The sequence below is a fragment of the Anabaena subtropica FACHB-260 genome (genome assembly GCF_014697105.1).
In the GTDB taxonomy this organism is placed as follows: Bacteria; Cyanobacteriota; Cyanobacteriia; order Cyanobacteriales; family Nostocaceae; genus Trichormus; species Trichormus subtropicus.
In genome coordinates, this window is record NZ_JACJRF010000014.1 from 51,370 (window position 1) to 67,123 (window position 15,754).

Annotated in this window: 10 protein-coding genes; all 10 read left to right on the forward strand. The window is 41.7% G+C overall.

What is annotated here, in order from left to right; genetic code table 11:
• The first annotated feature begins 256 nt into the window (after positions 1-256).
• The 10 genes from H6G18_RS10540 to H6G18_RS10585 all read left to right on the forward strand — a co-directional run bounded on the left by H6G18_RS10540 (position 257) and on the right by H6G18_RS10585 (position 15,738).
• Positions 257-874 carry a hypothetical protein gene (locus H6G18_RS10540; RefSeq protein ID WP_190407052.1) on the forward strand — a complete coding sequence of 206 codons (618 nt, stop codon included), beginning with the start codon at positions 257-259 and terminating at the stop codon, positions 872-874.
• A 28-nt stretch (positions 875-902) separates the two neighbouring features.
• Entirely contained in the window at positions 903-1,280 is a 378-nt protein-coding gene (locus tag H6G18_RS10545) for a hypothetical protein (protein WP_190407053.1), read from the forward strand.
• Entirely contained in the window at positions 1,228-3,975 is a 2,748-nt protein-coding gene (locus H6G18_RS10550; protein ID WP_190407054.1) for a hypothetical protein, read from the forward strand. The genes H6G18_RS10545 and H6G18_RS10550 overlap by 53 nt, the downstream gene beginning before the upstream one ends.
• A gap of 25 nt (positions 3,976-4,000) precedes the next feature.
• Complete coding sequence (locus tag H6G18_RS10555) at positions 4,001-4,777, forward strand: hypothetical protein (RefSeq protein ID WP_190407055.1); 777 nt, start codon at positions 4,001-4,003, stop codon at positions 4,775-4,777.
• A gap of 146 nt (positions 4,778-4,923) precedes the next feature.
• Positions 4,924-5,976, forward strand: a complete 1,053-nt coding sequence (locus H6G18_RS10560; RefSeq protein ID WP_390824746.1) for a hypothetical protein — start codon at positions 4,924-4,926, stop codon at positions 5,974-5,976.
• A gap of 94 nt (positions 5,977-6,070) precedes the next feature.
• On the forward strand, positions 6,071-6,883 hold the full coding sequence (locus H6G18_RS10565) for a hypothetical protein (protein ID WP_190407057.1): 813 nt from the start codon (positions 6,071-6,073) through the stop codon (positions 6,881-6,883).
• A gap of 261 nt (positions 6,884-7,144) precedes the next feature.
• On the forward strand, positions 7,145-7,837 hold the full coding sequence (locus tag H6G18_RS10570; RefSeq protein WP_190407058.1) for a hypothetical protein: 693 nt from the start codon (positions 7,145-7,147) through the stop codon (positions 7,835-7,837).
• A 158-nt stretch (positions 7,838-7,995) separates the two neighbouring features.
• Positions 7,996-9,522, forward strand: a complete 1,527-nt coding sequence (locus H6G18_RS10575; protein WP_190407059.1) for a TrbI/VirB10 family protein — start codon at positions 7,996-7,998, stop codon at positions 9,520-9,522.
• Between the two features lie 19 nt (positions 9,523-9,541).
• A complete protein-coding gene (locus H6G18_RS10580; RefSeq protein ID WP_190407060.1) occupies positions 9,542-10,084 on the forward strand; it encodes a hypothetical protein in 543 nt (180 codons plus the stop codon).
• Between the two features lie 170 nt (positions 10,085-10,254).
• Positions 10,255-15,738 carry a translocation/assembly module TamB domain-containing protein gene (locus H6G18_RS10585; RefSeq protein WP_190407061.1) on the forward strand — a complete coding sequence of 1,828 codons (5,484 nt, stop codon included), beginning with the start codon at positions 10,255-10,257 and terminating at the stop codon, positions 15,736-15,738.
• Positions 15,739-15,754: the final 16 nt, after the last annotated feature.

The window sequence follows — 15,754 nt, forward strand, 5'->3', positions numbered from 1 at the left end:
TTGAAACGTTGTCTGTAAATAGTTTCAAGGGAATGTGACAACTCTACAGCCATGAAATATGTGCCGTGGTCAATCTTTATTTAATATAATGTTAAGATTGTATTAACTTAATTTTAACGATATGTAATATCATGGATAGATATTGTAATTAAAATCAATAACTTATTGAACAAGGGGTGTTGTTGCATGATAAATTATCAAAGTTTAAACAACAGTACTAATCAGAATTTGTAATCAATAGCAAGGAAATTGGTAAATGCCTAGACAGAGTGTAAACGTCCAAAAAGACGGACAAAATGCAACAAGTAAGGTGACACAAGATGCTCATAAATTCAGGCTGATTGTCGCAGCAGTGCGGATAAACTTGGTTGAATCAGTCCCATTTTTATTAGCTTGTGCAGTATTTTTAGGTGTTATCAGCTTAAAAAGCCCCTTACTACTTTTTTGCCTAGTACTTGGTAGTTTAATCACCATACTTATTCAACAAATTGGGCAGCAGTTACATTTACCAAAACGGTGGCTAATTTTATGTCAAATATCAGCAGTAGCCATCATTCTTAGTTTATTTTGGTTAGATTATTTTGCCTATCCTGCCCAAGCACAATTTTTTGGTAAGGCAGAAAGTTTTTTCAAAAACACATTAACCCAAGGGACTACAAATAACAGTAATACCCAACCAGCCGTAAGTTTAATTTTTAACGTATTACGAGGAATATTTTTACTGTATATTGCTGTATCTCTAATTGGTGTAATCAATGCAGTCCGTAAAGACGAAGATTGGCAAAGTATCGCCAGAACTCCACTGTTAGTTGTGATTGCTGTCACAGTCGCAGATGTTTTAACAGGATTTGTAATCGGTGATACTAGTAGATAAATAACTCCATTATTTTTACGGATTGGTTATGTCTGAGGAACGGCAACAAGAATTTCGCCCAGTCAATCAAATTTTAGGCTCTCAACCATCATTAGGGCCAATTCCTGCCGATCAAATATTTCCTTGGACAGTAATTTGCCTAACTTCTTACTTTATCATCAATGGAATTTTTGGGGGTGTTTTCCCAGATGATTTTCAAAGATGGCTGTGGACTTTTCTCCTCGCTGGTTGGGGAATGGCTACATGGTGGATATTATCTGGTGGTAGGAGTTGGCGCTTTTTAAGCAAATTTATCGGAGTTCCCACTTGGACAAGAGGCTTTGCTCGTTATCAAAGCTTGTTAGAAGTTAACTATGAAGCAAAAAATCGGAAAACAAAGCATCGGTCTCGCCGGACAAGAAAGTAGGTTAACGCCATTTGAAGATGCGTTACATTTATCAACCATGCTCCGCATCGCGCTGGATGGTCGTGATGTTGGCGCGTATATTCTCACTAAAGGAACTCAAAAGGATAAATTTTGCTTTGTTTTTGGTTTTGAATGTAAAGGCATCCATACCACCTTAAGAAAAGAACAGATAGATACAATTTTCAATAATATTGAATCTGGATTAAAAGACATTCCCGAAGAAGAGAAAATGACACTGCACATGGGGTCCTTTAGTTCAGATAAACAACGACAAGCAGAATTGACAGACTTGATTAAACGCGCCCCATCAAGAGATATTAAGTATTTATTGATGGCAGAGAGAGCGAGAACCCAAGAATTGACGGCTGCTGGTATTCGCAAGCCAAAATTCCTGAAAATCTATGTAACTTATACAATTGAACCAAGTTCCACCAACGCCGATGATTGGATTGAAAAACTGTTAGGAAAAGCAGAAGGCTGGTGGTTAAAGTTCAAAGGTGATATGGCAGAAATTCAAAACCAGCGTATTGAAAGTATTATCACCAAAGCTTACAAACAGGGATTTTGTCGTTGGGAACAACTTTTATCTAACAAAATGGGTTTGGATATTAAACCTTTAAATGCGGCAGAACTTTGGGAAAATGCCTGGAGAAGGTTTAATGATACACAACCAATCGAAATTCCCCAATTAGTAAATCTAGATGAAAATGGACTGTACGAACAAGTTCATTCAGAGTTATCCAGTACACAATTATTGATAGAAAATATCCACAGTACAACGCTGCTGATGGAGTCTGGTGTACCTTGTGCCGATCGCCGTTGGGTCAATGTGAATAATAATTACATTGGGGCGATGACTTTTTTGGAGAAACCAGGGGGCTGGCCGAATAAATTTGCCCAATTGCGTTACCTTTGGGAACTCCTAGCCAGAGAATCGGTAGTAGACACAGAAATTGTCTGTCAACTAACGGCGGCTAACCCCTCTTTGGTGAAAACTACCTTGCAAAGAGTGTTGAAGCAGTCGAATGTGACGGCGATGTTGGCGCAGGAAAAGAGTAAAACCATTGATGTCAACGCTCAATTAAAGTTAAGAAAATCAGTTGCAGCCCAAGAACAATTATTTGAAGGTGCTGTGCCGATTTACACAGGTGTGGCAATCTTCGTCCATCGTCCCACTGTGGAGAAATTGGATGAAGCTACAAGATATATAGAAAACTGCTTTCAACGTCCGGCGCAGGTAGTCAGAGAAACTGAATACGCTTGGAAGCTGTGGTTACAATCTTTACCGATAGTTTGGGAAGGTTTACTAGTCAAACCATTCAATCGCCGCCAGTTATATTTAACTAGTGAAGTGCCAGGTTTAATGCCTTTAGTAATTACCAAAGCAGGTGATAAACACGGCTTTGAATTAATTGCCGAAGAAGGCGGTACACCTGTACAGTTGGATTTATTTAACCAACATAAAAATTTAGCCTTGTTTGCTACCACCCGCGCAGGTAAATCAGTGCTGGTATCAGGGATTTTAACCCAAGCTTTGGCACATGGGATTCCTGTAGTCGCCTTAGACTTTCCCAAACCTGATGGTACATCTACTTTTACTGACTATGCCCACTTTATGGAAGGGAACGGGGCATACTTTGATATTTCTCGACAATCAAATAACTTATTTGAGCAACCAGATTTAAGATCGCTCGATCCTGAACAACAACGCGATCGCTTGCTCGATTATACAGGTTTTCTGGAATCAGCTCTCATGACAATGGTTTTAGGCTCATCCAGTGACAACCAACTACTAGCACAGACAGTCCGTTCCCTCCTCAACTTAGCCTTAACCGCCTTCTTTGCCGATGAAGGTATCCAAGAAAGATATAAAATGGCGATCGCTGGTGGATTTGGTACTCCAGCATGGCAAAAAACTCCTACCCTCAACGACTTTCTCTATTTTTGTTCACCAGAACATCTACAACTAGATGCTGTCAGTGGCCGAGTGGAAGATGCACTCAGTCAAATTCATCTGCGCTTAAGATTTTGGCTTTCCAGTCGTGTAGGACAAGCTATTTCCGCACCTTCCAGCTTCCCTACAGATGCTCAACTATTGGTGTTTGCGCTGCGAAACCTCTCAGATAACGAAGATGCGGCGGTACTTTCTTTGAGTGCTTATTCAGCCGCCTTACGCCGCGCCTTAAGCAGTCCAGCTTCTATATTCTTTATTGACGAAGCACCGATTTTATTTGAATTTGATCAAATATCTGACTTAGTAGGCAGAATGTGTGCGAACGGAGCCAAAGCCGGGATTAGAGTTATCCTATCGGCACAAGACCCCGATACCATCGCCAAATCTAAAGCCTCGTCTAAGATTTTGCAAAACTTAACTACACGCTTAATCGGTCGTATCCAACCAGTAGCTGTAGATAGCTTCGTCAGTATCTTAAAATATCCCAAAGACATTATTGCACGTAACGCTTCCGAAAGCTTTTTCCCTCGCAAAGAAGGAGTTTATAGCCAATGGCTATTAGATGATAACGGCATTCATACCTTCTGTCGTTATTATCCTGGTTACGAACAATTGGCGGTAGTTGCGAACAACCCCAATGAGCAAACTGCACGTCAACAAGCAATGCAACATTACAGCAATAAATATGAAGCAATTTCAGTATTCGCTCGTCAATTACTAGCTAGTTTACGCGGTGGTTAATTGTCAAAAATATGGGTATAGGTAAATGAAAAAAACTATTTTATTAACATTGGGATTTTTGGGATTACTTACTATCCCAGCAACAGCACAACTGGGGAGAGTTTGGACAGAATTTCAATCCTACTCCACAGATTTACAAGACTATTTGCGATATAACTTGAGTGAAACTTTAAAACCACTCGAAACCAGTTCTCAAAACGCACTCAATAGCGCCACAGGGGATTTGAATATACCTAATCCTATTGCGGCTAGTGATCAAGTGCGTAGAGATATCATATTTTTTAACTCCATCCCCGACAAATTTGAAAATAATCAAGCGATACGTTCCAACGTAGTTACTAATGAAATTAATCGTTATCTTACCCGGAGTGCAGTAGAGGGAACGCTGGGGAGAGATGGACAAATAAGAATGAGAACAAAATTGCAGGATACAGAAACAAGTATCACAGAAATTGAAAAATCTTCGGCATTAGCTGATCAAATTCAATCAGGTTTAGCTAGTATAATCCGTGCGGCTGGTACTGCTGTCAATCCAGCGCTCAACGCCACTCAAAGTCAAGCTGACTTACAAGTGCAAAGTATCAAAATTCAAACTGAGCAATCAAAGATTATCAGCGAAAACTTATATCAAACAGTTCTAGCAAATCAATCTCTGCAATATTCTAATTTAAATTTGGCGAATATTTCCCAACAAATGGAAGAAGCCAATAGAGCGCGGCGAGTAGACACATCAGCAGAAGCAGCCAGGCTTTTAAGAACTACGGCTCAAATCGATTTATTTGGTAGAAAAACCGAAAATTAAACCTCTGTTTTTTTGTGTCTTTGTGGTGGAAAATTAACCATAGAAACACAGCGTATGTAACTCTAACAATAGTCAGAAATATGACAACAAAAACACAAGAGAAGTTCAAAAATATACCCTATTCCCTGTAACTTCCTGCTATATGTATGATTAAAATGCAAATTTATCCACTCCTAGCTGATATTGGCATTACAGATACACTCAATAGTGGTACTGCAACAGCTCGCAGTATTGCGGAAGGTTGGGACAATCAGTGGCTAGATTTATTACAAAATGACACGAATAATAACTTATATGGAGCATTAACAAATCTAGGAGTATTTTTTGCTGTTGGTACTTTGTTATTTTTCGTACTCCAGTGGTTCAAAGATATGATTCACAGTGAGTATTCTCGTCCGATATCGGCGCTTGTTTGGCCTTTTATTGTCGTCGTATTATTAAGTAATTCTGGTAATGGTAGCCTTCTTTCTACCTTGACATTGGGTGTGAGGAATTTTATCAATACCGTCAATCAACAAGTAGTTGCTACAGCAGATGCTGACCTAGTTTATCAGCAAGCATTAAATATGAGTATTGCGGAAGAAGTAGCAGGTTCTTTACTTCGTCCTTGTCAATCATTAACTGGTGAACAACAAACTCAATGTTTTACAAAAGCCAGCGAGAAAATTGATAACCTCTGGCGAGACTATAGAGATTTATATGGCAATAGACCTTGGATAGTTAGGCTAGAAACTCAAGTTAATCAGATTAGATTTGGTACAGGCAATATATCAGAAACTACCTTTAGTGCTTTGATAGGTAATACAGTCCAAACTAGTATTAAAAACTTCTTAGTTTCATTGCAATATGCTTTTCAAAATTTGATAGAAGCAACTATGTTGCTGATAGCACTCTTAGGGCCTTTAGCTATTGGTAGTTCATTACTACCCGTGGCTGGTAAACCGATTTTCTTATGGTTGACAGGGTTTTTATCAGCAGGAATTGCCAAACTTTCATTCAATATTATTGCCATTGTAACTGCTGCCGTGATTGTCAACGGCCCAGCGCAAGACCCTAATGCCAATCCTGATTTGATGTGGTTCATGATTTTTTTAGGAGTTTTAGCGCCATTGCTATCTTTAGCGTTGGCAGGATTATCCGCTTTAGCCGTATTTAATGGTATTAGTAATGGGGCGGATATGGTGAGGGATAGAATATAGAATTTGTGTGTGATTCAGAGAAATTAATTCTAGAGGAGGGTAATGGATTTTTGCAGATATAGAATATACTTCCTATATAAATTGGGTGAGGAAAATGGTCAATCTTTTAAAGCAGAAAAAACAAACATTCAGCGTTCTGACGACCTTTGCGATCGCTACCTTTAGTTTACATTTATTAGTATTCGTAATATTCCTAATACAAGGGTTAAATATTCGTCAACTTGGTATCCGTAAACCCCCGAATTTTGTGCAAACAATCGATGGTAAACCTGTAGGTGTGATTGATGATTTAGCCAGGGAACCAGAGATGATTCGACAATTTGTCAGTAAGACGATGATATCCATGTTCAACTGGTCGGGAACTCTCCCACCCCAAAGCATTGAAAACATCGCCAAACCCCAAGCAGACCAAGGAATATTGATTAGAACCCCACAAGGAGGTAGTCAAAGAATCAGCACCAGTAGTTGGGTAGCGAGTTTCGCCTTATCAGAAGATTTTCGCAAAGGTTTTTTAAGTGCGATCGCTGATATGACTCCACCAGAAGTTTTTGCTACCACTCCTACCCAAGCTATGTCAGCACAATTAACTATTAAACGAGTTTATCCACCCGTAGCGATCGCACCAGGTACATGGCGAGTTGGTATGGTAGCTGACCTAATTCAAACCAAAGGTAGTGATGACAGAAAAACGATTACTCCTTTCAATAAAGATTTATTAGTACGTGCAGTAGACTATTTTCCCTATCCCTTAGCTGAAAATAGCACCGACCTACAAAAAGCAATTTATAGTAGTCGCACTGACAAATTAGAAATTTATGAAATCCGTAATTTGTGTTTGTTAGATGACTATAAAAACACAAACGAAAATGCAGCTTATCCCTGCGAAGCCGGAAGTTTTATTAGATAGGCACAGATGTTACAGGTTATCCAATTCCCAAGATTTATTTAATTTTGTATTAAAGACTTCGAGAAAATAAAATATTCAACGGGTAAAAGCAAATATTATCGTTGAATTTTTCCTCCCCTGCTCCCTAGATTTAAGTAAGTCGGTGCAATAAAACCAAACTGTGTAAATGAAAGTAAAGAAGGCTGAAAATCTTTCTCCCCCTGCTCCCTGCTCCCTGCCCCCTGCCTTATCCCAACAATAATTATTTACGCCGACCTACTTATGCAGTTACTTAAACCAGAAACTAAAAAAGCTAGTATTTTACCCTTGTTTGCTGTAGGGACATTTGGGTTACACCTGTTTACCTTATTGTTGCTGATGTTTCACGGGTCGATGTTACAGCTATTAAATCGCCAATTAACTCCCCGCACTTTGGTACAACTAATTGATGGTAATGCTATTACAGTAGACCCCAAACAAAGCTTTGAGCGACATCCAGAAACAGTCCGCCGCTTTGTAGGCGAAACTATGACCCTCATGCTCACTTGGTCACGAAAACAGCCGCCAACAGCTATCTGGGAAGCTAGTTCGCAGTTATTAGTGAATAATTTACAACCAAAATTTTTATCAGAAATTAATCAGTTAAATTCTACTAGCCAATTTGGTAATACTAGTAGAGGGGATGATCATGTATTAATCATCCAAAAAATTTCTCAACCAAGACCAGTTGCTGAGGGTCAGTGGAAAGTAGAAATTTTTGCCAATCAATTAATTTTTAACGGTTCTGACAACTTAGGAAAATCCATTCCCTTTAATAAACAAATTGTGGTTCGCTCCATAGATGAACCAGCTATTTCCCTACCATCTACACCCCAGCCTTGGCATTTAGCCGCTTTCCGTTTGGGGGAAGCTCGATTAGAAATTTACAATATCTGCGACATCGAAGATACCAATTGTGCTGGAACTTCTAACTAGATGAATCAATTCAAAATTCAAAATTCAAAATTAAAGACAGCCACCCACCAGCGACGATGGTTTAACCTCACTTCTTTTTATAAAATGTAATAAATAACACTATTACTCCCCAGAAACTCTAGAATTTTGCATTAATCTCTCACCCAAATTAATACACCATGACTCCTTATTCCATGACCTCCGAAACTCAACCAAAACCACTAACCCATCCAGAACTAGATTCTACCGATTGGGAATCACAGATGGCTAGATTAGTCGGATTGGCAGCAGAACCTACGACTGAAACATCAGAATTGATAGCGCCTAACCAGCCATCCCTAGCACCACCACAAGAAGCTAAAACTGAGCAATCCCTCGCATCTAACCCCTTTGCTAAATTAGCCTTGGTGGGTGCAGCTACTTTAACCTTGGTTTTGGTGGCTGGTGGGTTTTTATCCCAACTAATGAGTGCCAATAATCAGAAGCCAACACAGAATGCTGTCTCTCAGGTAGAATCAGCAGCCTCAAATTTTACTCCGCAGCCAAATCTCGAACAAGAAGTAGAGACCTTAAAAACCAAATTAGCTCTGGCTGAACAAACGCAGGCGGTAAAAGTAGCACAGCAAAATCTCAGAAACGCCGCACGGGTAACTCCTCCCCAAACAAACACTCCAGTTGCACGGGTAGCACCACAAACAGTATCTACATCTGCACCACGGACTGTTATTGTTGAGCGCGTCGCTCAAAATCCCTACCCGCCTGCGCCGCCTATGCCTATGCCTGTAGCATCTGTAACTCCCCAACTACCACCACCACCCCTAGTAGAGCCAAATCCTGCACCAACTCCACCCAACCCCTGGGATGAGTGGACAAGATTAGCCAAGTTAGGTAGTTACGGACAAGCAAATGCTGTAGATCAACCTAGCATGACTGTCTCTAGTCCACCGCCGCTTAATCCCCCACAGCAGCCAAGGGAATTGACCTCATCTCAACCACCGCAAAGGTCAAGTTCTCTGATCAGTCAAGCACAATCTCGCAGCCCAAAATCCTTAAAAGTTGGAACCAGTGCTAAAGCCGTGTTGGCGACTGCTGTCTTTGGAGAATCTACCAGAGGTAGAGGTGGTAATAGCAATGATGACAACAAAGACAATAGAAACTTGTTTGTGGTTCGTTTAAATGAACCACTCAAAGGTGTAGATGGAGCGATCGCCTTACCAGCCAATAGCGAGTTATTAACTGAGGTGCGCTCTGTGTCCGACCAAGGGGTAATGCAGCTCAACATAGTCAAAGCCATTGTTCAAGATAACGGTAATCTTTCAGAAAGAGACATACCCAACAATGCACTAACAATCCGTGGGTCTCAAGGTTCTCCTTTATTAGCACGCCAATACCCAAATCGCGGTTCATCAATCGCTGGCATGGACGCAGGTTTATTTCTTTTAGGTGGCGTGGCAAAAGGCGCAGAACTATTTAACCGTGTAGATTCCCAAGTAAGGTTCGGTGAGGGTGGCACCACAGTTACCAGTAATAACGGCCAGCGCAACATCGCCGCCGGCGTTGTGGAAGGTGGTTTAAACTCCGTCGTTCCCTTGATTTCCCAGCGCAATCAACAAGCGATCGCTCAAATGATGCAACAAACCAATGTTTGGCTCCTCAATGCTGGAACTGAGGTAGAAATCTATGTCAATCAAGCCGTACAACTTTAAGTAATTCCTAATTAGTTTCATGAAGGCTAAAAACAAATTTCCCCGCTTACCTTTAGCCACCTTGATTTTTTCAGGTGCAATTATCTTACTTGCAGGTCGTGCCGCAGCTGAAAATTCTGTTCTCCGTTCTATTTTTTCTTGTCAAGCACAAGGTCTAAGCGGATTAGTGCCAACTGTCAAAGTCTGGTATGAACAAGGGACAAATCTTAGCTTTATTCCCGCAGGTGAAAAAATTAGAAAAGTTTGGTTAAATGACCCTTCCCAGGTAACACTAGACTTTGACGGCCCAATGTGTATGCAGTTTGGTCAAGAAAGCGGTAATAGTGAAGATTGTAAAAACTCAGCCGCCAATGTAATTCAACTGCGACGTATTCCTAAACTTAACATTCCGGGTGTGCGGAGTACTGAGAATACACTGTTAACAGTAATTACTGAAGCTCAAGGTCAAAGCAAACTTTATACCTTTAAAGTTCTTTACGCCGACACTGCGCCAGAATATCACACCCTAGCTATTTTCGCTGATCCCGGTGGTAGTGCATCCTGTGCCAGAGTTTCCAACTAAAGCCCCAATCTTTGCGCTCCTTTGCGTAAACCTCAGCGCTCCTCTGCGTTTAAATTTACCTAAATGTCAATCCCCTGGAGAGAGAAATACGCATCTACCTAAAAACTGTTGTGGAAAGAGACTAAAACAACTATGTTGTTGTGGGGTAAGTAAAAGTATCAGTAACAAAAATGACGCGCTCTCCAAACAACCGTCGTTTCTCTCTCCTACATTTAAGACGCGCCAGTCTAGTTGTAGGAATTATAGCGCTGGGAGGAATTGCCACTGGCACTTGGTGGGCGAGAAACTATGTATATACTGATTTAGCACCCTTAGTTGAAACAAACCTTGAGCAATTGCTCGGACGTTCCATAAAACTAGGGCAAGTTGAACGTTTTACCCTTTCCAGTTTAAGATTTAGCTCGCTATCAATACCAGCAACGCCTACTGATCCCGACTCGGTGACAGCACAAGCCGTAGATGTGCAGTTCTCGCCGTTGCAAATTCTCTTCACTCGGACGCTGGCATTAAATGTCACATTAGTTCAACCCAATGTCTACATTCAACAGGATCAAGATGGTCGTTGGGTGACAGCTGAAGTGAAGACTGAGGAGGGAACAGGATTTATACAAACTCAGTTACGAACACTCGAACTTGTTGATGGGAGTATTGAGTTATTACCAGCCTCCGCCCCAACTAGACCACAAGGCTCGGTAGTATTAGCCCAACTTGGTGGTGTTGCCCGATTTTCACCTGATAATAACAGAATAGGTTATGAAATCAATGGTCAACTCACCAGAGGAGGCGCAGTTAAAATCTCTGGTGAAACACAACTAAAAACACAACAAACTAATCTCCAACTTGCAGCACAAAGTTTACTTGCATCAGATGTTAGTCGTTTAATTGAGTTACCAATTGTCTTACAAGGTGGGCGCGTTGATGCTGATTTAGCAGTGCAGATTCCCACAAATCAATCGGACATATCAATTACGGGTACAGCTATTCCCAATCAAGTTACGGCTAAGGTTCCCAATCTCCCCCAGCCGTTTTTTAATGCCAATGGCAGATTAATATTTCAAGATCAGACAATTGCTTTAGAAAATCTGAGTACTAACTTTGGTCAGGTTCCCTTAGTCGCAAATGGCACAGTTAATACTCAAACAGGTTTTAATCTCGCAGCTCAGGTTAAATCAGTTAGTGCTAAACAACTCTTAGACACATTGAATGTATCTTCACAAATCCCCACAGCTGGAGAAGTAACAGCAGAGATTAAAGTCCAAGGTTCTTTACAGCAACCAGTCCTGACCGGTACAGCCAGCAACATCAAGCCTATTCAAGTTGACCGCGTTCTCTTTACAGGTGTAAAAACAGACTTTCGCTTGAGTGTATCGGAAACTGCAACTCAAATTGCTGTCCCTAACCTGATATTAGTTCCGGCCGCAGGTGGTCAAATTACGGGAAGCGGTCAAGGTCAACTAGGTGGCAATGTAAATTTTAATATTTTAGTTAATGATGTTTCAGGAGATATACTGTCACGTAGTTATGGTATAACTCCCCCTATTAACCTTGGCAATGTTTCAGCTAAGGCACAAATCACTGGCTCTCTGGGACAACAGCCCTTAGCACTGAATATTTCTGGTATTCAAATACAACCACCATCTGGAGGGCAAATTGTGGGGAGTGGTCAAGTCCAACTTGCACCCCAAGGGAATGTATCATTTAATATTCGATCTCAGAATTTACCAGGAGATGCACTGTTAAACACCAACGAAGCCATCAAAGTTGGTAATGTATCGGCAAATACAATAGTTTCTGGCACTCTGGGCAACTTGCGGGCGGTGACACAGGTACAAGCACCAAGTGCTACCTATCCGACCACTGGAGAAATTGTCATTGCTCAACAAGGGAATAATATTGCCTTACCCAGTGCTGTCTTAAATGTGGCAGGTGGTACTGTCAGGGCGAGAGGTCTGGTTGCTCAACAACGCTGGCAAGCTTTTGTCAATGCTGACCAAATTCAACTCGACCGTTTCGAGGAGATACCGCCCCAGTTCCAGGGAGTCCTAAGCAATGCGACATTCAATTTATCGGGTAGCACGGCTAATATTCAACCCTCAACTATCCAAGCTAGCGGACAAGCAAACCTGAGTGTGGCAGGGGGTATAGTGAACCTCAGGAATGTCAACCTAAATGCTGGACGCTGGCAAGCCGTTGCTAATATTTTTCAAATTCAACTCGACCGTTTTGAGGAAATACCGCCCCAGTTCCAGGGAGTCCTAAGCAATGCGACATTCAATTTGTCGGGTAGCACGGATAATATTCAACCCTCAACTATCAAAGCTAGCGGACAAGCAAACCTGAGTGTGGCAGGGGGTACAGTGAACCTCAGGAATGTCAACCTAAATGCTGGACGTTGGCAAGCCGTGGCTAATGCTTCGCAAATTCAACTCGACCGTTTTTCACCCCAACTGCAAGGACGGCTGAATAGTAACATTCAGTTGGCAGGGATAACAGAGTCTTTTCAACTAGCAGATATTCGTGCCACCGGACAAATCAGCGCGCCCCAAGGGTTAGCACAGTTAGCCCAACCAATTACAGCCCAATTTCAGTGGAATGGACAGCAGATTATAGTGCAACGGGCAACAACCCCAGGACTTAGTGCTAGTGGTGCGATCGCTGTACAATTACCAAAGACGGGTACACCCCAAATTGCTGGCTTGAATTTGAATCTGCAAGCGCGGAATTTCGACCTCAGTAATACTGGTTTTCAAACTCCTGGAGATGTCGCAGTTGCCGGATTACTCAATTTTAATGGGCAAGTTACAGGCACTCTCAATACTCCAATAGCTTCTGGCAATATCCAGCTACGGAATTTCAATGTTGGTAACTTGGCATTTGACCCAATCTTAACTGGTAACGTCAATTTTCAAGGCGGACAAGGGGCAAGTCTGCAACTCGCAGGGACGCAAGACAAGATAGCCCTCAACTTGGATGCAAATTATCGCCCAACATCATTTCTAGTCCAGCGTGATGAGGCAGTCACCACAGGTAGAACCGAGGGAGATAACTTATTTATCAACGCTCAACAGTTTCCCATCGCCCTGGTGGGTGGTTTTGTCCCCGACAACCAATTGCGACCTTTAGGCGGGCTATTATCGGGGAATTTAGTTGTTAATCTCAATAATTATGCTGTAGCTGGAGATGTGGCAATTGCTAATCCCCGTATTGCCAGAGTCTCAGCAGATGAATTTCGCGGTAACATTAACTACGCAGATGGCACTGCTAGTTTAAATAATGGTGTATTACGAATAGGTGAAAGTAATATTGCTGTCAGGGGCAATTTGCAAGCCGGCAATGACCCCAGTTTCCAAGTACAAGCTAATTTAAACCAAACTAGAATTGAAAGTCTTTTACAAGCGTTTAATATTTTTGATTTTCAAGACCTTGGTACTGGTTTAGAATCTCCCACGCTGGCGGGAGCAGAAGTACTCAACACTACACCTGTAAGTTTACCTGATGCAGATTTGCAAACCCAGTTGGCGTATTTTGCCAAAATTGCAGCATCAGTAGCACAACAAGAACAAATAGATAGACAACAAGCACCACCTTTACCCACACTAGAAGAATTAACAGGTGCTTTGAGTGGGGCAATTACAGCTAGTGGTTCTTTGCGCACTGGGTTAAATATCGGCTTTAATTTTCAAGGTGCTGATTGGCAATGGGGTGATTACTCGATTAATCAAGTCGTTGCTAGTGGGAATTTTGCCGATGGTGTCGTCACCCTCTCACCCTTACGTATAGGGATAAATCAGGGATTAGTGGCTTTTGCGGGACAGTTGGGAACCGAACAATTATCAGGACAGTTGAGTGTAGAGAGTTTACCTCTGTCACTGTTAGATCCATTTATTGCCAACTATCCTCTAGATATTACTGGACAAGTGAATGCGATCGCTAATTTAACAGGTAGTTTATCAGCACCCACGGTAAACGGAGAAGTCACTTTAGCCAACGCCACTTTAAATCAACAACCTGTGCAAACAGGTCAAGTAAACTTTGACTATAACAATGCTCGTGTGAATTTTAACAGTACCTTACTGTTGACAGGAACACAGCCTATAGAAATTACAGGTAGCATCCCGGCTGAGTTACCTTTTGTCTTGGAGCCACCAGATAATAATCAAATTAGTATTAATGCCAGTGTTAGCAATGAAGGCTTATCATTGTTAAATCTGTTCACCAACAATCAAGTTACATGGGTAGATGGTCAAGGACAGGTAAATCTCAATGTCCTGGGTACTTTCGACCAGCCCATAATTAATGGTAATGCCACAATTAACAATGCGACCATTGGCACTCAAGCTTTGACTGATCCCCTGACAAATGTCACCGGCACACTACAATTTAATGGTGACACCTTAAACGTAGACAGTATTCAGGCCACTTATAATCAAGGGTTAGTAACTGCATCAGGAATCTTGCCGATTTTTGCAGTTGGGGAACCTGTAGCTAATCCTCTGACCGTAGCAATACAGAATCAACTAGATTTCCAAGTTGAGGGACTGTATGCAGGTGATGTCAGTGGTAATGCTGTGATTCGGGGAACAGCACTAAAACCCCGAATTGGTGGCGAGATTACCCTCAGTAATGGTCAAGTAACTATTGGTAATACGGCTACTGCACCAGAGGCTAACAGTAGTGATACAAATATAGAAGTAAATACAAATATTCCCGCAACAACCACAGAGTCCATCGTCACACAGGACGCAACAACTCGACCTAATTTACCCGTAGAATTTACAGATTTACAATTGTCCTTGGGTAATAATGTTCGTGTAACTAGTCAATCCCTACTGGACTTTTTCCCAGGCGCAGAGGTATTTAGTCAGCCCATACTCAGGTTTGATGCTCAAGGCGACCTGACTATCAATGGTACTTTAGCTAACCCGCTCCCTGAAGGAGTCATCCGTTTAACAGGAGGGCGAGTCAGCTTATTTACAACTGAATTTACCTTGGAGCGTGGCTATGAACACACTGCACAGTTTACACCAAATCAAGGATTAGACCCTACTTTAGATGTGCGACTGGTGACACTTGTACCTGAAGCATCGACTAGAACTAATCGCATTTTGGAATCACCTTTTTCTGCGGAAATCAGTGATGCTGCTGTTAACAACTTTGGTACTTTACGTACAGTTCGCGTCCAAGCAAGGGCGACAGGGCCAGCTAGTCAATTAACAGATAATCTGGAACTGACGAGTCAACCTAGCCGTAGTAGAGGCGAAATCGTGGCGTTGCTTGGTGGCTCAATTTTAAGTGACTTTGCTCAAGGAGATGCTACACAAGGGCTGACTAATTTTGCCAGTTCTACTATTTTAGGTGGTCTGCAAGGCACAATTACGGCGGTTGGACAGGCTGTTGGTTTTAGTGAATTCCGCATATTTCCTACCCCTACTACTAATCAGGAATCACGCAGAGCCTCAATTCTTGATTTATCAGCAGAGGGTGTGTTTAACATTAATCGCAATCTATCTGTCTCTTTATCAAGCGCTTTTTTTGCCAATGAACCTTTGCGTTACAACCTGCTATATCGTCTCAACGACGAAATTCTCATGCGTGGCTCAACTAATTTGGGAAATGATAGTCAATTATTATTAGAGTATGAAACTCGATTCTAGGTATAGGAGGGGACAG

Bases quoted from the DNA above. Each gene is read 5' to 3' on its own strand.
- H6G18_RS10585 (WP_190407061.1), top strand. From the start codon at position 10,255: ATGACGCGCTCTCCAAACAACCGTCGTTTCTCTCTCCTACATTTAAGA.
- H6G18_RS10560 (WP_390824746.1), top strand. From the start codon at position 4,924: ATGATTAAAATGCAAATTTATCCACTCCTAGCTGATATTGGCATTACA.
- H6G18_RS10555 (WP_190407055.1), top strand. From the start codon at position 4,001: ATGAAAAAAACTATTTTATTAACATTGGGATTTTTGGGATTACTTACT.
- H6G18_RS10540 (WP_190407052.1), top strand. From the start codon at position 257: ATGCCTAGACAGAGTGTAAACGTCCAAAAAGACGGACAAAATGCAACA.
- H6G18_RS10565 (WP_190407057.1), top strand. From the start codon at position 6,071: ATGGTCAATCTTTTAAAGCAGAAAAAACAAACATTCAGCGTTCTGACG.
- H6G18_RS10550 (WP_190407054.1), top strand. From the start codon at position 1,228: ATGAAGCAAAAAATCGGAAAACAAAGCATCGGTCTCGCCGGACAAGAA.
- H6G18_RS10580 (WP_190407060.1), top strand. From the start codon at position 9,542: ATGAAGGCTAAAAACAAATTTCCCCGCTTACCTTTAGCCACCTTGATT.
- H6G18_RS10570 (WP_190407058.1), top strand. From the start codon at position 7,145: ATGCAGTTACTTAAACCAGAAACTAAAAAAGCTAGTATTTTACCCTTG.
- H6G18_RS10545 (WP_190407053.1), top strand. From the start codon at position 903: ATGTCTGAGGAACGGCAACAAGAATTTCGCCCAGTCAATCAAATTTTA.
- H6G18_RS10575 (WP_190407059.1), top strand. From the start codon at position 7,996: ATGACTCCTTATTCCATGACCTCCGAAACTCAACCAAAACCACTAACC.